This is a genomic window from Isoptericola sp. NPDC055063, assembly GCF_053608125.1.
In genome coordinates this window covers 226070-245291 of the sequence record NZ_JBSGUW010000003.1, presented here as the reverse complement: position 1 = coordinate 245291, position 19222 = coordinate 226070, and the positions used below count along the sequence as shown (strand labels likewise).

Here is a 19222-nt window from a genome sequence, read left to right as displayed (position 1 = left end):
TCAGCGGTCCAGGACGGCGACCGCCTCGACGTGGTGCGTCATCGGGAAGAGGTCGAACGCGCGCAGGCCGGTGAGCTGGTAGCCGTGCCCGGCGAGGTAGGCGACGTCGCGCGCGAGGGCGGCAGGGTCGCACGCCACGTAGACGACGCGCCGCGGCCCGCGGCCGGCGATCGCGTCGACGACGGCGCGGCCGGCGCCGGCGCGCGGCGGGTCCAGGACGACGACGTCGGCGGCGCCCACGTCGGAGCCCGCCGCGTCGCCGTCCGCCAGGACGCGGTCGACGGCGCCCAGGTGCAGCTCGACCTGCGGCAGGTCGTGGGCGTTGCGACGGGCGTCCTTCACGGCCCGGGCGTCGCCCTCGACCGCCACGACGCGGCCGGAGCCGCCGACCGCCGCGGCGAGCGGCACGGTGAACAGGCCGGCGCCCGAGTACAGGTCGAGCACGGTGGCCGCGTCGAGGTCCCCGGCGGCGTCGAGCACCGCGCCGGTCAGCAGGTCGGGCGCCGCCCGGTGCACCTGCCAGAAGCCGTCGGCCGCGACGCGGTAACGGTGCTCGTCCCCGCCGGCGCGCACCGTCTCGGCGACCGCGCGGCGGGCGTTGGGGCGCGTGTCCCCGCGGCCGCGACGCCAGGGCACGTCGTCGACGAGCAGGACGGGGTCGGAGCCGTCCGCGGGGGCCACGAGCTGGAGCTGGGCGCCCGGGCGCCAGCGCCGCGTCCACACGCCCTCGGCGTCGGCCAGCGCCGCGACCTCGTCGGTGCCGAGCGGCATGCCCTCCAGCGGCACGACGTCGTGGCTGCGGAACCGCCGCATCCCCGCGCGCCCCTCGGCGTCGGCGACGAGGTCGACGCGGGTGCGATAACCGAGGCCGCCGCGCTCGTCGTCGCCGGGAGCCGCCTCCACCTCGACCTCGCGCTCGAGCTTCGCGAGCCGCTGCAGCTGCTCGGCGAGGACGGCGGCCTTCCACCGCCGCTGCCCCGGGAGCGCGACGTGCGCCAGCTCCCCGCCGCCGACGCCGCCGGGGCCGGCCTCGGGCCAGGCGGACGGGACGCGGTCGGGCGACGCCTCGAGGACCTCGACGGCGTCCGCGCGCCAGAACCGGGAGCCGGTCTCGGTGACGCGGGCGCGCACGCGCTCGCCGGGCAGGGTGTGGCGCACGAACACGACGCGCCCGTCGAGCCGGGCCACGCAGTGGCCGCCGTGCGCGACCGGGCCGACCTCCAGCTCGACCTCGCGCCCCACCTCCGGGTCGGGGGCGGTGGTGCGGGGGCGCGGCGCGGAACGTCGAGGTCGGGGCATGGGCACCATTCTCTCCCGGACACGGGCGCGGGCCGACCGCGGCCGCTGTGTCGTGCCCGACGCGCGCCCCGCGCCCTCTGACGGCGCTCAGTACCGCGGGCCGCGGGGCGAGGTGCCCTCCAGACCGGTCTGACCGGCCGACGACGAGAGCTGCCACGGCACCGACGCCACGACCACACCGGGCGTGAAGAGCAGCCGCCCCTTGAGGCGCAGCGCGGACTGGTTGTGCAGCAGCTGCTCCCACCAGTGGCCCACGACGTACTCGGGGATGTACACGACCACCAGGTCGCGCGGCGAGTCGCGCCGCACCGAGCGCACGTACTTCAGCACGGGTCGCGTGATCTCGCGGAACGGGGAGTCGAGCACGCGCAGCGGCACAGGCAGGTCGAGCTCCTCCCAGCGGCGCCGGATGTCGGCGATCTCGTCCGGGTCGACGCCCACGGTGACGGCCTCGAGCACCGACGGCCGCGACGCCCGCGCGTACGCGAGCGCCCGCATGGTCGGCTTGTGGATCTTGGAGACCAGCACGACGGCGTGCACGCGGCTGGGCAGCGCGCGCGCCCCCGCCACGTCGTCGAGGGCCAGCTCCTCGCGCACCCGGTCGTAGTGGGCACGGATCGCCTTCATGAGGCCGAAGAGCACGCCCATCGCCAGGAGGGTGATCCAGGCGCCGTGCGTGAACTTGGTGGCGAGCACGATGACGAGCACCGTCGCGGTCATCACGAAGCCGACGCCGTTGACCACGCGCGAGCGCTGCATGCGCGAGCGCTCCTTCGGGTCGGGCTCCTTGCGCAGCGCCCGCGTCCAGTGCCGCACCATGCCCAGCTGCGACAGCGTGAACGACACGAACACGCCCACGATGTACAGCTGGATGAGGCGGGTCACCTGGGCGTCGAAGGCGATGATCAGGACGATCGCCGCGACCGCGAGGGTGATGATCCCGTTGGAGAACGCGAGCCGGTCCCCGCGGGTGTGCAGCTGGCGCGGCAGGAAGCCGTCCTTGGCCAGGATCGAGCCCAGCACCGGGAAGCCGTTGAAGGCGGTGTTGGCCGCCAGCACCAGGATCAGACCGGTGACGATCGAGATCGCGACGAACGCCGGGGTGAAGCCCTGGAACACGGCCTCCGCGAGCTGGCTGAGCACGGGGTGCTGGTTGTAGTCCGCCGGCAGCGGCTGGCCGTTCAGGGTGAGCTGGTCGTGCGCGTTCTCGACGTACTTCACGCCGGTGGCCTGCGCGAGCAGCAGGATGGAGATCATCATCGTGGCGGAGATGCCGCCCAGCAGGGCCAGCGTGGTGGCCGCGTTCTTCGACTTGGGCTTGCGGAACGCCGGGACGCCGTTGCTGATCGCCTCGACGCCGGTGAGGGCGGCGCAGCCGGACGCGAACGCCCGAGCCAGGAGGAACGCGCCCGCGAGGCCGGTGAGCCCCTGGTCGAAGCCGGCCTCGGGCGTCATCTCGAAGCCCGCGCTCTCCGCCACCGGCAGGTCGCCCGCGAAGAACCTGATCGCTCCGACGACGGCGAGGAGACCGACGAGGGCCATGAAGCAGTAGGTCGGGATCGCGAACACCGTGCCCGACTCGCGCACGCCGCGCAGGTTCATCACCGTGAGGATCACGACGACGACCACCGCGAACAGCGCCTCGTGGCCGCGCAGGAACGGCAGCGCGGAGGCCGCGTACTGGGCGCCCGAGGAGATCGACACCGCCACCGTGAGCACGTAGTCGACCAGCAGGGCCGACGCGACGCCGATGCCGGCGGCCGGGCCGAGGTTCGTGGTCGCGACCTCGTAGTCGCCGCCGCCGGACGGGTAGGCCCGTACGTTCTGCCGATAGGAGGACACCACGACGAGCAGCACGACGACGACGCCGAGCCCGACCCACGGGGAGATCGTGGTCGCGGCGATGCCCGCGACCGCCAGGGTCAGGAGGATCTCGTCCGGCGCGTAGGCCACGGACGACAGCGCGTCCGAGGCGAAGACGGGCAGCGCGACGCGTTTGGGCAGGAGCGTGTGCCCCAGGTTCTCGCTGCGCATGGGGCGACCGATGAGGAGCCGTTTGGCAGCGTCCGCGATGTCCGACACGTCGAGCAATGCTATGCCCCGCCGGGCACGCCGTCTCGCGCCCGGGCATCGCGGAGAAGGACCGACCCGCGAGGTATAGCGTTTCGCTCGTGCACTTCGTGATCATGGGCTGCGGACGCGTCGGGTCGACGCTCGCGCAGACGATCGAGTCCCACGGCCATTCGGTGGCCGTCGTCGACCAGAACCCCGACGCGTTCCGCCGCCTGCCGGCCGGGTTCTCCGGCCAGAAGGTGACGGGAGTCGGCTTCGACCGCGACACCCTCGTCCAGGCCGGCATCGAGGACACCTACGCGTTCGCCGCCGTGTCCGACGGCGACAACTCCAACGTGCTCGCCGCGCGCGTCGCGCGCGAGACGTACGGCGTCGAGAACGTGGTGGCCCGCATCTACGACCCGCAGCGGGCCGAGATCTACCAGCGGCTCGGCATCCCCACCGTCGCCACGGTGCGCTGGACGGCCGACCAGGTGCTGCGCCGGATGCTCCCGCTCGGGGCCACCGACGAGTACCGCGACCCGTCCGGGCAGGTGCGCCTCGCGCAGGTCGACTACCACCCCGCCTGGGCCGGCATCACGGTGCACCGCATCGAGGAGGCCACCGGCGCGCGCGTCGCGTTCCTGTCCCGGTACACCGACGGCGTGGTCCCGACCGCGTCCTCCGTCCTGCAGGAGAACGACGTGCTGCACGTCCTCATGCGCGCCGACGACGCCGCCGCCGTCGAGCGGGTCCTCACCCACGAGCCGCGGCAGGGGGAGAGCTGATGCGCGTCGTCGTCGCCGGCGCCGGCTCGGTGGGCCGGTCCATCGCCCGCGAGCTGCTCTCGCACGACCACGAGGTCGTGCTCATCGACAAGAATCCCGCCGCGATGCGCGTGGCCCAGGTGCCCGAGGCGGACTGGCTGCTCGCCGACGCCTGCGAGCTGTCCTCGCTCGAGGCCACGGACGTGGCCGGCGCCGACGTCGTCGTCGGCGCCACGGGCGACGACAAGGCGAACCTCGTGTTCTCCCTGCTGTGCAAGACGGAGTTCGGCGTGCCGCGCACCGTCGCCCGCGTGAACAACCCGAAGAACGAGTGGATGTTCGACGGGTCGTGGGGCGTGGACGTCGCCGTCTCGACGCCGCGGATCATGACGGCGATGGTCGAGGAGGCCGTGGCCGTCGGCGACCTGGTGCGGATCTTCACGTTCCACCAGTCCGGCGCGGACATCGTCGAGGTGACGCTGCCCGCCGACTCCCCGCTCGTCGGGGCACGGGTGGGCTCGGTCGGCTGGCCCACGGACACGGTGCTCGCCTGCGTCGTGCGCGGCTCGCAGCCACTCGCCCCGACCGTGGACGACACCCTGGAGTCGGGCGACGAGCTGGTGCTGGTCATGGGCAGCCAGGCGGACGAGGAGTCGCTCCAGCGCCTGCTCGTCACGGGCGGGCCGAGCGTCCCCGCCCTCGAGGACGGCGCCCCGCTCGTCGCCCCGGAGGTGGCGGGCGCGCCTCTCGACGCCGACGACGAGCTCTAGCCGGTCACCGGCTCACCGGCTGCTCAGGCGGCCGGCTCGCGGTCCTCGACCGCGGGCCGGCCGTCGTCGTGGGCGCCGCGCACGACGACCCACGTCAGCCAGAGCACCAGGCCCCACAGCGGGACGCCGAGCACCAGGTGGGCCGTGCCCAGCCAGCCGACGCTGTCGGCGAAGTACAGCGGCACCTTGACCGCCAGGCGCAGCGCGAACAGGCCCGCCCAGAACCACGTGGCCAGCGTGTAGCGCCGCACCAGCTCCGGGTTCTTGCGCCACGCGACCAGCGCGGCGAGCGAGTTCGGCGCCGCCGCGCCGGCCGGGGTCGCACCGGCGGCGTGCTGGTCGCCCGCGTGCGCGCCGCGGGACCGCTCGGCCGCGACGTCCGCGAACCCGCCGCGCACCGCCTCGACGACGAGGCCGACGACGGGCCAGCGCACGGCGAGCGACACGAGGATGGCCGCGAGGTAGGCCGCGTTGGTCCACAGCCCCCACACGTAGAAGTTCTGCGCCTCGCCGGAGCGCCATGCCCAGAAGACGCCGACGCCGATGCCGAGCAGCCCGCCCAGGGCCTGGGTGATCGGCGTGCGCTGCGCGAGCCGGACCGCGAGAGCGACGAGGGCCGCGCCCACCGACGCCACGAGCGCCCAGGTGAGGGCGCCGCGCTCGTCGCCACCCATCGACGCGACCACGTAGATGACGACGAAGAGCAGGCCGGGCAGCACCGCCTCGACCACGCCGCGCACGCCGCCGACCGCCTGCCCGAAGGAGAACGACTCCCCCGTCACCGCGCGCACGCCGCGCCCGTCGGCCGCCGGGCCCTGCCCGGCGGCCCCGCCCGTCGCCTGGCTCACTCGTCGGCCCGCGCGCGCAGCTCGTAGCGGGGGTTGAACATCGTGCGGCGCCCGTCGACGTCGCAGACCAGGCCCTCCACGCGGATCCGTCGGCCCGGGTCGATACCCGCGATGGACCGGCGCCCGAGCCACACGAGGTCGAGCGATCCCGACCCGTCGTACAGCTCCGCCTCCACGGTGGGAACCCCTTCGCGGGGCCGGAGCACGACCGAGCGCAGCGAGCCCGCCGCGCTGGCGCGCTTGCGGTCGCTCAGCTGGGACACGGGCGTGCATCCGCGGTAGGTGGCGGCCTCGTGCCGCTCCTCGTCGGCGGCGACCTCGTCGGCCGAGGCCAGCGCGTGCTGGACGGCGGTGCGCAGGGACATCAGTGCTCCAGGCGGGTGGTCATGGCCGTGGGCCGGTCAGCGGATCTCGGTGATCTCCGGGCCGCGGGTCAGCGGGTCGAACGACGGCGTCTGCGGCGCGGCGCTCTCGGGGCCGGCCGCGGGCTCGCCGTCCGGGGTGCCGCCCTGGCGGGCGTTCTTCGGCAGCGTGAGGGTCAGCAGGTCGCGCGGCGGGCGGGGGTTGCCGTCCCGCACGACGACGACGTTCGCGAAGACGGACTCCAGCGGGCGGGCCGCCTCGGGGTCGATCGCGGCGCGCCCGGACAGCACGCCGCGCAGGAACCAGCGCGGGCCGTCGACGCCCACGAAGCGGGCGGGGCGCACGGCCGGCTGCCCGTCGGGACCGGTGGCCGGGATCCGCGCGATGAGCTCACGCCCGAACGTGCCGGGCACGTCGTCGACGGTGCCGCCCTGGCGCGTGATGGACGTGCCGATCTCGGCGCGCACCTCGTCCCAGATCCCGTCCGTGCGGGGAGCGGCGAACGCCTGCACCTGCAGGCCGGAGCCGCCGAGGGTCGCCGAGACGCCGGTGACCTTCTGGGTCTTCTTGTCGACCTCCATGCGCAGCTCGAGGCCCGGCAGGACGGGCAGCCAGATGGCGCCCAGGTCCACGCGCGGGCCCATGCCCGTCACCTGGGTGGAGTCGAACGGCCCGCGCTCGGGGCGGTCCGCCGCGCCGGCGTCCTCGCCGTCGGCGGCGGGCGTCGCGGCGCTCTCGGGCGCCGCCTCGCCGGTCTCCTTCTTCGACGCGTTGCGCCGGAACAGCCCCACGGAGGATCTCCTTCTCGTCGTCCTGCTCGTCCGGTGATCGGCCCGAGCGGGTCCTACCCATCTCCCACAGTAGACCGGTTCGGCCTCCCTCAGGGGTGCCCCGCGGGGCCGCCGGTCAGGCCCCGGCGAAGCCCCCGCTGGAGCCCAGGCCGCCGTCGCCGCGGTGCGAGCCCGGCAGGCTCGTCGCCACGAGGAAGCGGGCGTGCTCCACCCGCTGGACCACGAGCTGGGCCACCCGGTCGCCCCGGCGCAGGTGCACCGGCTCGGCGACGTCGGTGTTGAGAAGGATCACCTTGATCTCCCCGCGGTAGCCCGCGTCGATCGTCCCGGGCGCGTTCACCACGGTGACGCCGTGCTTCGCGGCGAGGCCCGAGCGCGGGTGCACGAACGCCGCGAACCCCTCCGGCAGCGCGATCGCGACGCCGGTGGGCACCGTGACGCGGCCCTGCGGCGGGATCTCCACGTCCACCGTCGTCACGAGGTCGGCCCCCGCGTCGCCCGGGTGCGCGTACGCGGGGGTCGGCACGTCGTCGAGCAGGGTGACGAGGACGTCCACGGTGCTCGCGTCGTGGCTCATGTCGTGGCTCGCATCGTGGCTCACGGGCGGGGTCACGGGCTGGCTGGCGGTGTCGGACACCCGCGAAGCGTAGCCGACCGACCGGCGGTCACCCGGCCCGCGAGCGGCTGGGATGATGGGGCCATGAGCGAGCAGCAGCCCGAGGACTCCTCCACCACCGGCCCGGCCTTCCGCGAGCGCCTCTCGCCCGGCCCGGGCGCCTGGTGCGGCGCGGTCGGGCTGGGCCTGATCGTCGGGGTGACGCTGTGGCCCCTCATGCACGCGGTCGGTGTCGTGGTCGGGGTCCTCGTCGCGGCGGGCACGCTCGCCGCGCTCCTGGCGACCGCCCCGGTCATCGAGGTCACGGACGGCCGGCTGCGCGCCGGCCGGGCCCAGATCGGCGTCGACGTGCTGGGCGAGATCACGACGATGGACAGCCCCGAGGAGATGCGCACCGCGCTCGGCACCGCCCTCGATGCGCGCGCCTTCGTGTGCCTGCGCGCGTGGGCCCGCACCGGGGTGCGCGTGGACCTCGAGGACCCGCTGGACCCGACCCCCTACTGGCTCCTGTCCACCCGGCGTCCGCAGGAGCTCGCGGCCGCGCTCCGCGGCTGACTGGGGACGACGAAGGCCGTCACGTCCTCGACGTGACGGCCCGTGTCGTCCGTGGTGCTGCGCGCCCCCGGCGGTGGTGCAGGGACTGCGGCTCAGGCAGCGCACTCCGTGCAGACCATCTGGCCGTTCTTCTCGTAGGCCAGCTGGCTGCGGTGGTGGACGAGGAAACAGCTCGTGCAGGTGAACTCGTCGGCCTGGCGGGGCAGGACGCGGACCGCGAGCTCCTCGCCGGACAGGTCGGCGCCGGGAAGCTCGAAGCCTTCCGCGGCCTCCGTCTCGTCCTCGTCGACAACACCCGACGACTTGTCGGAACGACGCGCCTGGAGCTCCTGGATCGAGTCCTGCTCCGCGTCCTCGTCGTTCTTGCGGGGGGCGTCGTAGTCGGTTGCCATCTGTGTGGTCACGCTCCGTGGTGTCGGTATCGGTACGCGCTGATAATGCTCGGTGACCGGGTTTTGTTCCCGGTCGGCCCACGGATTGTGCACCATTTCGGGCGGGCGCGCGACACCGCACGCTGTTCCCCGTGTCACAGCGCCGTCATCGGGCTCTGACCTGCGACGACATCGGTCGGTCGTGGCGTTCACCGCCAGCGGACAGCCGGGCGGTGACGAACTTTTTCACCTGCTCCGGCGGCGCGGAGCGGGGCCGAACCCGGTCGCCGTCAGGCCCCGGTGTCGGCACCCGCGTCCTCGAGCAGCCGGACCAGCTCGTCGACGACGGGCGGCGCGCCGGCGACGGTCATCGTGCTGCCCGCACCGCGTCCGCGCAGCCCGCCGACCCACGCGCCGGCCTCCGCGGCGACGAGCCCGCCCGCCGCCATGTCCCACGGGTTGAGCCCGCGCTCGTAGTAGAGGTCGACCGCGCCCTCGGCCAGGAGGCACAGGTCGATCGCCGCCGACCCCAGCCGCCGGATGTCCCGGACCCGTGGCAGCACGTCCGCCAGGACGCGAGCCTGCTCCGCGCGCCGCGCGGCGGCGTAGCCGAAGCCCGTGGCGACCAGCGACTCGGCCAGCGAGGCCGGCCGGCGCACGCGCAGCGGCGCGCCGTCCCGCTCGGCGCCTCCGCCGCGGGCGGCCGTCCACGTGCGGCCGTCCACCACCGAGTGCACGCACCCGGCCAGGGCCGTCCAGCGCTCGGGGTCCACGGGCCCGGCGACGACCGCCACGGACACCGCGTAGGACGCGACGCCGTAGAGGTAGTTGACCGTGCCGTCGATCGGGTCGAGCACCCAGGTGAGCCCGGAGGTGCCGGGGACGTCGTCGCCCTCCTCCCCCAGGATCGCGTCGTGCGGCCGCTCGGCGGCGAGCCGCGCACGCAGCAGCGCCTCCGAGGCGCGGTCCATCTCGGTCACCGGGTCGACGGCGCTCGACTTGGTCGCCGCGACCTCGACCTGCGCAGGCCTCCCGTCGCGGACCAGCGCGCCGGCCTCGCGCGCGAGGCTGCGGGCCAGGTCGCGCAGCGCCTCGACGTCGTGCCGCTCGGTGTCGTACCCCTCGCCGCCGTCGTGTCCCGGGTTCCCTGCCGCGTCGTCGTCCACGCGCTACATCTTCCCGGACCGCCGGCCCCAGCGCGCGGTCCAGCCGGGACCGGGGTGCGGCACGGTCCACCCGCGCGCGAGGGACAGGAGGCGGAACCCGAGGACGAGCACCACGACCCCGAGCCCGGTCCAGACCCCGAGCTCGCCCGCCTGCCACAGCGCCGCGGTGATGCCGGCGCCCACCAGGGCGGGCACGGCGTAGAGCTGGCGGTCGGCGAACACGAGCGGCACCTCGCCCACGAGGACGTCGCGCAGGATCCCGCCGCCCACGGCCGTGAGCATGCCGACCACCACGGAGGCGAGCACGCCGGCGCCGAGGCCCAGAGACTTCGTCGTGCCCTGGAGCACGAAGAGCGCCAGGGCCGCGGCGTCGAGCACCAGGATGGAGCGGCGCATGCGCTCCAGGCCCGGGTGGAAGAAGAAGATGATGACGCCCGCGGCCAGGGCCGCCGCCACCAGCCGCCAGCTCGAGATCCCGACAGGCGGGGTGTCGCCGATGAGGAGGTCGCGCAGGATGCCGCCCCCGAGCCCCGTCACCCACGCCAGCACGAGCACGCCGAAGGCGTCGAACCTCTTGCGCACGGCAGCGAGGCCGCCCGAGACGGCCGCGACGAAGACCGCGACGAGCTCGACGACGGAGACCGGGCCCGAGGTGAACACATCCACGGGACGTCATCCTCCCAGGCGCCGCCGGCACCGGCGCGTCAATCGACGGCACACCGACGCGCCTGCGCCGCGGCGCCCCGCGCCGGTGGCACCCTCGAACCGGCGGACCCGCCCCGACTGAACGTCACCGTGGGCGACCTGTGAGGGAGGAAGCATGGCCGAGCTCGAGCTCGTGAGGCTGCACGAGGACGGTGAGCGCCTGGTCCTGCGCGGCCCGGACGGCACCGAGAGCACGCTGCCCATCACGGAGGCGCTGCGCGCCGCGGTGCGGCGGGACCGGCCGCGCACGGAGGCGCTGCGCGCCCAGGCCGCGACGACGCTGCGCCCGCGCGACCTGCAGGCGCGCCTGCGCGCCGGGGCGACGGCGGAGGAGCTGGCCGAGGAGTCCGGCCTGCCCGTCGAGCACGTGCAGCGGTACGAGTGGCCGGTGGTCGCCGAGCGCGACCACGCGATCGGCCAGGTGCGCGCCCACCGGCTGCCCGGCGACGAGGAGTCGACGACGCTCGGCGAGGTCGCGGACACGCGGCTGGCCGCGCGCGGGGTCACGACCGCCGAGGCGCGCTGGTCCGCGCGGCGCGACGGCGCCGCGCCGTGGGTGGTCGAGGTGCGGTTCTCCGCCGGCGACCGCGACCGCTCCGCGCGCTGGACCTACGACCCCAAGGGCCGCGTCGTGACGCCGCTCGACGACGAGGCGCGCTGGCTCGGCCAGCCCGACGACCCGCTCTCCCCGGACGTGCTGGGCGTGCCCTCGGCGGGCAGCCGCACCGTCCCGCCGCGCCGCCACGTCGAGGACGACACCACGGCCCTCCTGCTGGACGACCTCGCCGGACGGCGCGGGCAGCGCGCGGGAGAGCGGCTGCGCTCCCCCGCGCCCCGGCGCCAGGACGAGGAAGCCCCGACCGCCTCGGAGGTCCCGGTGGGCCGCGTGTCGGCGCCCGGGGTCGAGCTCGCGCCCGCGGACCCCGATCCCGACGGTGCCGACCAGGCCGCCGGCGCCAGCGTCGTCGACCTCGGCTCGCGCCGCGCCGGGATGCGAGTCCCGGCGCCGGAAAGGTCGACGCACCCGTCCGGCAGCGCCCGCCGGCCGATGCCCGGGGTGCCCGGCGCGCCCGGCTCCGCCGCGGACGAGCCGGCAGACGGCGGCGAGGACCGGCCCGCCGCGGCCCGCGACGACGTCGTGGACGACGCTCCGGCGCCAAGCGGACCGCCCGCCCAGGGCGCCGGCCCCCAGCCGGCCGCGCCCGCCCCCCGCAACGACAAGCCCGCGTCGGCGCGCCGCTCGGGGCGCAAGGGCCGCGCGCAGGTGCCGAGCTGGGACGAGATCGTCTTCGGCGGCGGCCGCCCGTCGTCCTCCTGACCGTTCCGACCGGCCTACGCGCCGTCGCCCAGGTCCAGCCGGTCGGTGACCGCGGACCGGAGGCGGGCGTCGGCGTCCGTCATCCGGCGCATGTGGTGGCGCCGGCACAGCACCTCGTAGGACACCGGCGCGGCGTCCGGCGCGCCCGCCACGTCGCCGATCACCACCTGGTCGCCCTCGACCACCATGACGCCGCCCACCGTGCGCGCGTTGTGCGTGGCCCGCGCACCGCACCAGCACAGCGACCGCACCTGCAGCACCTCGATGCGGTCCGCGAGCTCGATGAGCCGCGCCGCGCCGGGGAACAGGCGGGTGCGGAAGTCGGTCGTGATGCCGAACGCGAAGACGTCCAGCTCCACCTCGTCCACGAGGCGGGCGAGCTGCTCCACCTGGGCCGTGGAGTAGAACTGCGCCTCGTCGCACACCAGGTAGTCCACCGTCCGGCCGGACTGCCGCTCCCCGGCGACCACGTCCCAGAAGTCGGTGCCGTCGGTGACCTCGCGGGCGTCGACCTCGAGGCCGAGGCGCGAGGAGAGTCGGGAGTTCCCCGCACGGTCGTCGCGCGTGAAGATCAGCCCGGTCCGCCCGCGCGCGCGGTGGTTGTGGTCGGTCTGCAGGGCCAGCGTCGACTTGCCGCTGTCCATGGTCCCGGAGAAGAAGACGAGCTCGGCCATGGGGCAGATCCTGTCAGATCCTGTCAGGCCCGCGGGCCTTCCCGGCCCTACTGCCCGACGCGCCCGTCGACGCACTCGCGCAGCAGGTCGGCGTGGCCGCAGTGGCGCGCGTACTCCTCGACGTGGCTGAGCAGCAGCTCGCGCAGCTGGATCTCGCCGCCGGGCTCGGGGCCGAGGTCGGACAGCCCGGCGTTCGTCGTGGAGAGGTCGGCGATCGACGCCACCATGCGGTCCGTCGCGGCAGCCTCCGTACGCCAGCTCCGGAACGCCTCGTCCACCACCGCCGGGTCGGCGACCGCGCCGTCCCAGTCGCCGTCGCGGTGGCCGTCGCTGCGGTACAGCCACGGCACGTCCTCGCCGGTCATGATGCGGCGCACGTGCCGCTCGTCCTCGGTGACGTGCCGCACCAGCCCCAGCAGGGACATGGTCGACGGCGGCACCGAGCGGCGGGCGAGCTGCTCGGCGTCCAGGTCCGCGCACTTCATCTCGAGGGTCAGCCGGTAGGAGCGCAGCGCGTCGAGCAGGAACGCCCGTTCGTCGTCCGCCCCGGGCTCGCGCTCGAGGGCCTCGCGCGGGTCGTCGTCCGGGTCCACCCACATGTCGGGGTAGACGGTCGCCCGGGTCCACCGGGACGCGGGACGGGGCTCCTGCTCACGGGGTTCCATCCCGGCATCGTGACACCCGGGCGACGGGCTCGCCACGACTTTCGCGGCGCCGCGACGCGGCCCTCGAGCGCGGCTACGCCTGCGCGACGAGCAGCGGCACGACCATCTCCGCCGGCGTGAGCGACCCGTGCACGCCGGGCATCTCGCGCGCCCCGGACGGGTGCAGCCGCGAGTCGACGACGGTCGCCGCGCCGCGGGCCGCGACCAGCACGTCGCCGACGGCGGGCAGCACGTGCGGGGCGACGGGCCCGAGCCAGCCCGCGGCGACGGCGTCGTCCCGCAGCATGACGAGCGCGTCGTCGCCGAGCACGCCGGCCCACCGCTCCGCGACGTCGCGGGGGTCCGCGGCGGGCTCCACGTAGACGTGGGTGGCGCGCGGCTCGCCGCCGAGCAGGGCGACGTCGCGCGCCAGCTCGGGGTGCGCCGCGACGTCGTGCTGGCGCGCCTGGTCCGCGGTGACCTGTCCGTGGTCGGCGGTGACGACGACGAGCGTGCCGCGCGGGACGGACCGCACCAGGCGGCGCAGCTCGGAGTCCGTCTCCTCGAGGGCGTCGCCCCACTGCCACGACTGCGGGCCGTGCTGGTGGCCCGCCTTGTCCACGGCTCCGTGGTACAGGTACACGAGGCCGGGCTCGCGCAGCTCCCGCACCGTCGCGCCGACCTGGGCGTCCAGGCCCTCCGCGGTCACGTACCGCGGCCCGCGCAGGGCCGCCCGGGTCATCCCGGAGCCGGCGAACCGCGCCGGGCCGGGCGCGACGACGCGCACGCCGTCGGCGGCGAGCGTCTGAAGCACCGTGCGCTCGCGCTGCAGGTCCTCGGGCTCCGTCCGCATCGGTCCGGAGAGCTTCGTGCGCCGGTACGGGTCCGACTGCTCGGTCCACGAGACGGTGGTGGCCAGGCCGCCCGTGGCGGGGTTGCGCTGCGTGTAGCCCAGCAGCCCCGTGCGGCCGGGCGCGGTACCCGTGCCGAAGGTCGCCAGCGCGGCCGCCGTCGTCGACGGGAAGCTGGACAGCACGGAGCGGCCGTCCGCCGCGAGGGAGCGCAGGAACGGCGCGTGCCCGCCGCGCTCCGCCAGGTTGGCGAGCCCCAGCCCGTCGACCAGCACGACGACCGCGCGCTGCACGCCCGCGGGCAGGCCGAGCGCGTCGCGGCAGTCGGCCGAGCGCAGCCCGGTGGCGGTGGTGACGTCCTTGCCGAGGGACCCCGCCACTGCGGGCAGGACGGCGGCGAGGGAACCCGTCCCGTACGACGGCGCGATCAGGCCGTCGGGAAGCGCGACCGTGGTCGTCATCGGGCGGCGCGCCCGCCCGCCCCCGTGGCGGCCGACAGGGAGCGCGCGAACGCCGTCGCCCGACGCAGCGCGTCGCGGCCCTCGGCGGCGCCGCTGACCCGCACGACGACGTCGTCCGGGGTGAGCTGGCCCGTGAGGCCGTGGTCGGCCTCGCACGCCGGGTCGGGGCACTGCGCGGGCTCCAGGTCGATCCGGGAGACGGCGCCCCAGCCGATGGCGAGGGTCAGCTCGGACGCGCTGTCGCCGGGGCGGTGCTCGGCCGGCTCGTCGACCACATGGGTGAGCGCGACCGACCGGATCTCGCCGAGCGGCACGGCCTCGGTGGTGGCCGCCGCGGACGACGGGTGGGCGGCGTCGCCCTCGTGGTCGTCGACGTGGGCGGTGACGAGCCGCGTGGGCGTCAGCGCGAGCACCGTGAGGTGGCGGCGCACCGCGTCGTCGAAGGTCGTCTCCGCCTGCACGAGGTGGGCGAGCACGTCCTCGTCGGCGAGCGCGACGTCCAGGACGTCCTCCACGAGGTCCGGGTAGTACCCGGCCCGTCGCACGTGGGCGGACAGGTCGGCACGGAGGTTGTCTCGAGCGGTGGCATGCGGCACCCGGGCATTGTCCCACTCCCGGGGGCCCGCGTGCGCTCGGGCGGCTAGGGCGCCAGCCAGGGCATCGCCGCCATGGCGAGGGTCGAGGCGGCCGCCGCCGCGAGCTCGGCGCGGAGCAGGACGTCGCCCTGCCGACGGGCCTCGACCGCGCAGGCGACGGCGTAGCCCACCGCCACCGCGGCCGCGACCACCAGCACGGGCGCGGTCCCGAGCGCCGCAGCGCCGTGGTGGCCCGGCGCGTGCCCCGCGGCCGGCCCGCCCGGCCCGACGGCCGCCGCCAGCACGAGCACGCCCATCGCCACCGGGTGCAGCGCGCGGAGCGTGCCCGGCCCGGCCGGCGGGCCGTCCCACGCGGAGCGGCGCCGCGCGGCGAGCGCGACGAGGCCGAGCCCGACGAGCACGGCCGCCCACGCCCACGGGCGCAGCAGGGTGCCGCCCGTCAGCATCGTGTCGGCCATGCCGAGCAGCATCGCGGCCATGCCCGCCACGGCCGTGGCCCCGACCGGGTGCCGCCCCGCGAGGCAGCACCCGGTCCCGACCCCGGCTGCGGCGAGCGAGCCCGCGGCGAGGACGACATGCACGGTGCGCGCTCCGGTCTCAGTGGTGGTGCTCGTGGCCCACCGAGGCCACCGGCGTGGCTCCGGGACGGGTCCACTGGATCGTCGGGCGCCCGCCGGCGCCCTCGTTCCCGACGCCGTCGGCGTCCGCACGCCAGAACCAGCAGGGCGCCTTGCCCTGCGGCCAGCCGTCCGGGTAGTCCTGCCATGCCTCCATGCGCCCGCGCGGCGTCATGTCCAGCAGGGCGAGCGCCGGCATCGTGGCCTCGCCGCCGCGCCCGGTCAGCGTGCCGGTGAGGAACACCCGCTCGCCGACGCGCAGGAAGCACATCCAGGTCCCGAAGTCCTCCCCGTTCACGTCCGGGTCCGCCACGTCGACCACGGAGTACCAGTGCTGCGGGTACCCCATGAACGCGACGAACGGCGCCAGCTCGTCGTACGGCGCCTGGGCGAACACGGCGAGCGACACGCCGCGGGCGTTCAGGTAGGCGGGGTCCTGCGCGGGGAAGTACGTCAGCGTGCAGCCCTCGCACTGGTTCTCGAACGGTTCGCCCGCGTGCCACATGTGCTTGTAGACGACGAGCTCCTCGCGCCCGTCGAACAGGTCGAGCAGGGTGGTCGGCCCGCCGGCCCCGACCACCGTGGCGCCCGCGTCGACCTCCGTCATGGGCAGCCGCCGGCGGGCCGCCGCGATGGCGTCGCCCTCCCGTGTGTGCGCCTTCTCCCGCACGAGCAGCTCGTCGCGGGCGGCCTGCCAGGCCGCCCGGTCGACGACGGGCGGGACGGCCGGCGCTGCGTGGCTCTCCCCGCCGCGGCGGGCGTGGCTCTCGGTGATGCTCATGGCACTCTCCTCGACGTCGTCGGACCGCCGGCATCGCGGCGGACTGGCGAGCGCGCCGAGAGTCGTCGACGCGCTCCACCCTGTCGACGAACGAGGAGCGGTCCGACCGACAGCCTCGGCGAGATCCGCCCGGATCGGCCCGAGGCCTCAGCCGGGCAGGGCCCGGCGGGGCGCGTCGGCACGCTGGGCGGCCCGCAGCCGGACGCCCGCGTGCAGCACGCTCACCCCGGCGGAGCCGACCACCACCGGGTACAGCTCCAGGGAGGCGACCTCGGGCAGGTCGTCCGCGAGGACGGACACGCGCGCGAGCACGTCCTCGAGAGCGTCGATGTCCGCCTCCGGGGCGCCGCCGTAGCCGAACAGCCGTGGCGCGGCCCGCACCGTGCGGACCATGGCGGCCACGTCGACGTCGGTCAGGGGCGGGATGCCGTAGGCGACGTCGTCCAGGAGGTCGGTCGCGTCGCCCGCGAGCCCGAACGACACCTTGGGCCCGAACAGCGGGTCCTCGCCGGAGCGGATCACGCAGGGCACCCCCACCGGCGCCATCGACTGCACCTCCATCTCCGGCTCGGCCTCCCCCAGCACCTCCCGGGCGACCTGGCGCATGCGCTCGACGTCGGCGCGCAGCTCGCCCTCGTCGGCGATGTCGAGGCGCACCCCGCCGAGGTCGGTGCGGTGGCGCAGCGCGGTCGAGGCCGTCTTGAGCGCGACCGGCCAGCCGAGCTCCCCCGCCGCGGCCACGGCCTCGTCCGCCGTCCGCACCGTCCGCGAGCGCCACAGCCGCAGCCCGTAGCAGTCGAGCAGCTCCGCCGTCTCGTCCTGGGTGAGGCCGCGGCCGTCGCCGTCCGCGGCCCCCGCGAGCCAGCCCTCGACGAGCCGACGGGCGTGGCGGGCGTCCATGCCGTCGGGCCGCACGTGCGTGCCCCGGTCCTCCGTGCGCCAGCGGGCGTAGGTGACGACCTTGCCCAGCGCGGTCACCGCGTCCTCGGGCGTCGAGAAGGCGGGGATCCGCACGGGGGTGCCGTCGGGGCCGGTCGCGGCGAGCTCGTCGGGCAGCCCGCTGAGGCCGAGCATCGAGGCCACGGTGGCGCGTCCGGTCCGGGCCGCGGCCCCCGCGACGGCGCGGGCCACCGCACCGGTGCGGGGCACCACCACGGGCACGTCGACGGCGACGACGACGTCGCACGCCCCCGGCGCGTACAGCGCGTCGGTCACCTGGGCGATCTGCGCGTCCGTCGCGTCAGGCGGCAGGAAGTCCGACGACGCGGCGACGACGAGGCCCGCGGCGGCCGCGGCCTCCGCCACCAGGGCCGCGAGCGCGGCCGACGACGCGAGGATGCCGACCCGTTCCCCCGCCGGCAGCGGCTGGTGGGCCAGCACCTGCGCCACGTCCATGAGCTGGTGGGTGTTCTCGGCCCGGATCACGCCCGACTGCCGCAGCATCTCGTCGAGCAGGCGGCGCGGTGCGCGGGTCGCGCGCACCGCGTGGCCGGGGGGCACGACCTGCCCGGACTGCCCCGCCACCACGACCACCACGGGCTTCACCCCGGCGAGCCGGCGCGCGATCCGGGAGAACTTGCGCGGGTTGCCGATGGACTCGAGGTAGAGGCAGACGACCGCCGTGCGGACGTCGTCCTGCCAGTACTGCATGAGGTCGTTGCCCGAGACGTCGGCGCGGTGCCCGGCCGACAGCAGGGCCGAGACGCCCAGCCCGCGCCGCTCGAGGGTGCGCGTGAGCGTGACGGCCGCGGGCGCCGACTGGCAGAACATCCCGACGACACCGGCGCGCGGCGCCCGCTCGGCGAGGCTGGCGTGCAGGCTCGCGCCCGGGGTCGTGGTGAGCAGCCCGAAGGACGCCGGGCCGACCACGCGCATCCCGCCCGCGTGCGCGGCGCGCACCAACTCGCGCTGCCGCGCCAGCCCGGCGGGCCCCGTCTCGGCGTAGCCCGCGGCGAGGACGACCACGCCGCGCACGCCGCGGCCGGCCAGGCGCCGCACCGCGGCCACGGCCCGGCCGGGCGGCACGGCGAGCAGCACGAGGTCGACGTCCGCCACGTCGTCCCACGACGCGGCCACCGCGACGCCCGGGCCCGCCAGGTCCGACGGCGCGGGCAGCCCGTCGGGGAGCGGCCCGGGAGCGCCGAGCACCGTGAGCTCCGTGTCCCCCGGGTCGGCCAGCGCGGAGTCCACCACGCGGCGGGCGAGGTGGTGCTCCGGCGTCGCGGGTCCCGGCCCGGCGGGTCCGGGGCCCACCAGCAGCACCCGCCGCGCGGACAGCAGCGCCTGCATGGACCGCGCCTCGGCGCGGTGCTCGCGGTCGGCCATCACCTCGCGGGAGCGCTCCGTGGGATCGAGGTCGAAGGCCACCGTCACGACGCCGTCGTCCAGGTGCTGGCTGATCGCGTACCCGGCGTCGCGGAAGACGGCGAGCATCGACGCGTTCTGCGGCAGCACGTCGGCGGTGAATCGCCGCACCCCGCGCTCGCGCGCCGCGGCCGCGACGTGCTCGAGCAGCACGGACCCCAAGCCCTTGCCCTGCATCGCGTCGGCGATGTTGAACGCGACCTCCGCCTCGGTGTCGGTGACCTTGTCGTACCGCGCGACGCCGAGGACGTCCTCGCGCGGGTCGCCCGCCTCGTCGACGCCGGGGCGCACCCCGATCAGCGCGACGCGGTCGTGCTGGTCGAGGTGGGTGAGGCGGTCCAGCTCGCGCTCGGTGAGCCGCTTCACGGGGGCGAAGAACCGAAAGTACGCCGAGCGCTCCGACTGCGCCTCCTGGAAGCGCTGGATGGCGTCGGCGTCGGAGGGGCGCAGCGGGCGCAGGTGCATCGTCGAGCCGTCGCGCAGCACGACGTCGGCCTCCCACGCGACCGGGTACTCGGGCCCCGGCTGCGGGTCCTGCTGCGCGCCTGGCCGGGCGTCCGGCTGGTCGGGTTCGTCCACCCGTGCAGGCTATCCGGGGCCCCCGACGGCGGCT

20 protein-coding genes are annotated in these 19222 nt (G+C 75.9%); 4 read left to right on the top strand and 16 right to left on the bottom strand.

Annotated features, from left to right (window positions below):
- Window positions 1-1299, bottom strand: coding sequence for a class I SAM-dependent RNA methyltransferase (locus ACWF41_RS05120; RefSeq protein WP_380320078.1), 1299 nt, complete (start codon window positions 1297-1299; stop codon window positions 1-3).
- A gap of 87 nt (window positions 1300-1386) precedes the next feature.
- Window positions 1387-3381, bottom strand: a complete 1995-nt coding sequence (locus ACWF41_RS05115) for an APC family permease (RefSeq protein ID WP_380320075.1) — start codon at window positions 3379-3381, stop codon at window positions 1387-1389.
- A 104-nt stretch (window positions 3382-3485) separates the two neighbouring features.
- Between ACWF41_RS05115 and ACWF41_RS05110 the strand changes: the two genes are divergently transcribed.
- Together ACWF41_RS05110 and ACWF41_RS05105 are read left to right on the top strand one after the other, a co-directional pair.
- Window positions 3486-4139 carry a potassium channel family protein gene (locus ACWF41_RS05110; RefSeq protein ID WP_380320135.1) on the top strand — a complete coding sequence of 218 codons (654 nt, stop codon included), beginning with the start codon at window positions 3486-3488 and terminating at the stop codon, window positions 4137-4139.
- Window positions 4139-4888, top strand: coding sequence for a potassium channel family protein (locus ACWF41_RS05105; protein ID WP_380320072.1), 750 nt, complete (start codon window positions 4139-4141; stop codon window positions 4886-4888). The genes ACWF41_RS05110 and ACWF41_RS05105 overlap by 1 nt, the downstream gene beginning before the upstream one ends.
- A 23-nt stretch (window positions 4889-4911) precedes the next feature.
- Here ACWF41_RS05105 and ACWF41_RS05100 read toward each other — a convergent pair whose 3' ends face one another.
- From ACWF41_RS05100 to dut, 4 genes are all read right to left on the bottom strand, one after another.
- On the bottom strand, window positions 4912-5736 hold the full coding sequence (locus ACWF41_RS05100) for a DUF3159 domain-containing protein (protein ID WP_452182127.1): 825 nt from the start codon (window positions 5734-5736) through the stop codon (window positions 4912-4914).
- Window positions 5733-6101, bottom strand: coding sequence for an OB-fold nucleic acid binding domain-containing protein (locus ACWF41_RS05095; RefSeq protein WP_380319825.1), 369 nt, complete (start codon window positions 6099-6101; stop codon window positions 5733-5735). Before ACWF41_RS05095 ends, ACWF41_RS05100 begins: the two co-directional genes overlap by 4 nt.
- Before the next feature lie 36 nt (window positions 6102-6137).
- Window positions 6138-6890, bottom strand: a complete 753-nt coding sequence (locus tag ACWF41_RS05090) for a DUF3710 domain-containing protein (protein ID WP_380319822.1) — start codon at window positions 6888-6890, stop codon at window positions 6138-6140.
- A 115-nt stretch (window positions 6891-7005) separates the two neighbouring features.
- On the bottom strand, window positions 7006-7467 hold the full coding sequence (gene dut / locus ACWF41_RS05085; protein ID WP_380319834.1) for a dUTP diphosphatase: 462 nt from the start codon (window positions 7465-7467) through the stop codon (window positions 7006-7008).
- 123 nt (window positions 7468-7590) lie between these two features.
- Between dut and ACWF41_RS05080 the strand changes: the two genes are divergently transcribed.
- Window positions 7591-8061, top strand: coding sequence for a DUF3093 domain-containing protein (locus tag ACWF41_RS05080; protein ID WP_380319819.1), 471 nt, complete (start codon window positions 7591-7593; stop codon window positions 8059-8061).
- A gap of 92 nt (window positions 8062-8153) precedes the next feature.
- On the opposite strand, the gene ACWF41_RS05075 is transcribed toward ACWF41_RS05080, so the two are convergent.
- The 3 genes from ACWF41_RS05075 to ACWF41_RS05065 all read right to left on the bottom strand — a co-directional run bounded on the left by ACWF41_RS05075 (window position 8154) and on the right by ACWF41_RS05065 (window position 10264).
- Window positions 8154-8453 carry a DUF4193 domain-containing protein gene (locus ACWF41_RS05075; protein ID WP_380319816.1) on the bottom strand — a complete coding sequence of 100 codons (300 nt, stop codon included), beginning with the start codon at window positions 8451-8453 and terminating at the stop codon, window positions 8154-8156.
- A gap of 269 nt (window positions 8454-8722) precedes the next feature.
- Entirely contained in the window at window positions 8723-9520 is a 798-nt protein-coding gene (locus ACWF41_RS05070; protein WP_380319831.1) for an inositol monophosphatase family protein, read from the bottom strand.
- Window positions 9521-9601: 81 nt separating this feature from the next.
- A complete protein-coding gene (locus ACWF41_RS05065) occupies window positions 9602-10264 on the bottom strand; it encodes a trimeric intracellular cation channel family protein (protein WP_380319813.1) in 663 nt (220 codons plus the stop codon).
- 154 nt (window positions 10265-10418) lie between these two features.
- Between ACWF41_RS05065 and sepH the strand changes: the two genes are divergently transcribed.
- Window positions 10419-11621 (top strand): septation protein SepH, encoded by a 1203-nt coding sequence (sepH, locus tag ACWF41_RS05060; RefSeq protein ID WP_380319810.1) that lies wholly within the window; start codon window positions 10419-10421, stop codon window positions 11619-11621.
- A gap of 14 nt (window positions 11622-11635) precedes the next feature.
- On the opposite strand, the gene ACWF41_RS05055 is transcribed toward sepH, so the two are convergent.
- The 7 genes from ACWF41_RS05055 to ACWF41_RS05025 all read right to left on the bottom strand — a co-directional run bounded on the left by ACWF41_RS05055 (window position 11636) and on the right by ACWF41_RS05025 (window position 19188).
- On the bottom strand, window positions 11636-12295 hold the full coding sequence (locus tag ACWF41_RS05055; RefSeq protein ID WP_380319807.1) for a thymidine kinase: 660 nt from the start codon (window positions 12293-12295) through the stop codon (window positions 11636-11638).
- Between the two features lie 47 nt (window positions 12296-12342).
- On the bottom strand, window positions 12343-12960 hold the full coding sequence (locus ACWF41_RS05050) for a DinB family protein (RefSeq protein WP_380319804.1): 618 nt from the start codon (window positions 12958-12960) through the stop codon (window positions 12343-12345).
- A 73-nt stretch (window positions 12961-13033) separates the two neighbouring features.
- Complete coding sequence (locus tag ACWF41_RS05045) at window positions 13034-14251, bottom strand: alkaline phosphatase family protein (RefSeq protein WP_380319801.1); 1218 nt, start codon at window positions 14249-14251, stop codon at window positions 13034-13036.
- Complete coding sequence (locus ACWF41_RS05040) at window positions 14248-14847, bottom strand: DUF5998 family protein (RefSeq protein ID WP_380319798.1); 600 nt, start codon at window positions 14845-14847, stop codon at window positions 14248-14250. Before ACWF41_RS05040 ends, ACWF41_RS05045 begins: the two co-directional genes overlap by 4 nt.
- Before the next feature lie 44 nt (window positions 14848-14891).
- Window positions 14892-15428, bottom strand: a complete 537-nt coding sequence (locus ACWF41_RS05035) for a hypothetical protein (protein WP_380319795.1) — start codon at window positions 15426-15428, stop codon at window positions 14892-14894.
- A 16-nt stretch (window positions 15429-15444) separates the two neighbouring features.
- Complete coding sequence (locus tag ACWF41_RS05030; protein WP_380319792.1) at window positions 15445-16245, bottom strand: DUF899 family protein; 801 nt, start codon at window positions 16243-16245, stop codon at window positions 15445-15447.
- Window positions 16246-16392: 147 nt separating this feature from the next.
- The gene (locus ACWF41_RS05025; RefSeq protein ID WP_380319789.1) at window positions 16393-19188 is read right to left on the bottom strand and encodes a GNAT family N-acetyltransferase; all 2796 of its coding nucleotides are present in this window, start codon (window positions 19186-19188) and stop codon (window positions 16393-16395) included.
- Window positions 19189-19222 lie beyond the last annotated feature (34 nt).

Excerpts from the sequence above, each read along its gene's own strand:
- dut (WP_380319834.1), bottom strand. The coding sequence starts at position 7,467 with ATGAGCCACGACGCGAGCACCGTGGACGTCCTCGTCACCCTGCTCGAC.
- ACWF41_RS05120 (WP_380320078.1), bottom strand. The coding sequence starts at position 1,299 with ATGCCCCGACCTCGACGTTCCGCGCCGCGCCCCCGCACCACCGCCCCC.
- ACWF41_RS05075 (WP_380319816.1), bottom strand. The coding sequence starts at position 8,453 with ATGGCAACCGACTACGACGCCCCCCGCAAGAACGACGAGGACGCGGAG.
- ACWF41_RS05110 (WP_380320135.1), top strand. The coding sequence starts at position 3,486 with ATGGGCTGCGGACGCGTCGGGTCGACGCTCGCGCAGACGATCGAGTCC.
- ACWF41_RS05045 (WP_380319801.1), bottom strand. The coding sequence starts at position 14,251 with ATGACGACCACGGTCGCGCTTCCCGACGGCCTGATCGCGCCGTCGTAC.
- ACWF41_RS05030 (WP_380319792.1), bottom strand. The coding sequence starts at position 16,245 with ATGAGCATCACCGAGAGCCACGCCCGCCGCGGCGGGGAGAGCCACGCA.
- ACWF41_RS05055 (WP_380319807.1), bottom strand. The coding sequence starts at position 12,295 with ATGGCCGAGCTCGTCTTCTTCTCCGGGACCATGGACAGCGGCAAGTCG.
- sepH (WP_380319810.1), top strand. The coding sequence starts at position 10,419 with ATGGCCGAGCTCGAGCTCGTGAGGCTGCACGAGGACGGTGAGCGCCTG.
- ACWF41_RS05050 (WP_380319804.1), bottom strand. The coding sequence starts at position 12,960 with ATGGAACCCCGTGAGCAGGAGCCCCGTCCCGCGTCCCGGTGGACCCGG.
- ACWF41_RS05095 (WP_380319825.1), bottom strand. The coding sequence starts at position 6,101 with ATGTCCCTGCGCACCGCCGTCCAGCACGCGCTGGCCTCGGCCGACGAG.
- ACWF41_RS05080 (WP_380319819.1), top strand. The coding sequence starts at position 7,591 with ATGAGCGAGCAGCAGCCCGAGGACTCCTCCACCACCGGCCCGGCCTTC.
- ACWF41_RS05105 (WP_380320072.1), top strand. The coding sequence starts at position 4,139 with ATGCGCGTCGTCGTCGCCGGCGCCGGCTCGGTGGGCCGGTCCATCGCC.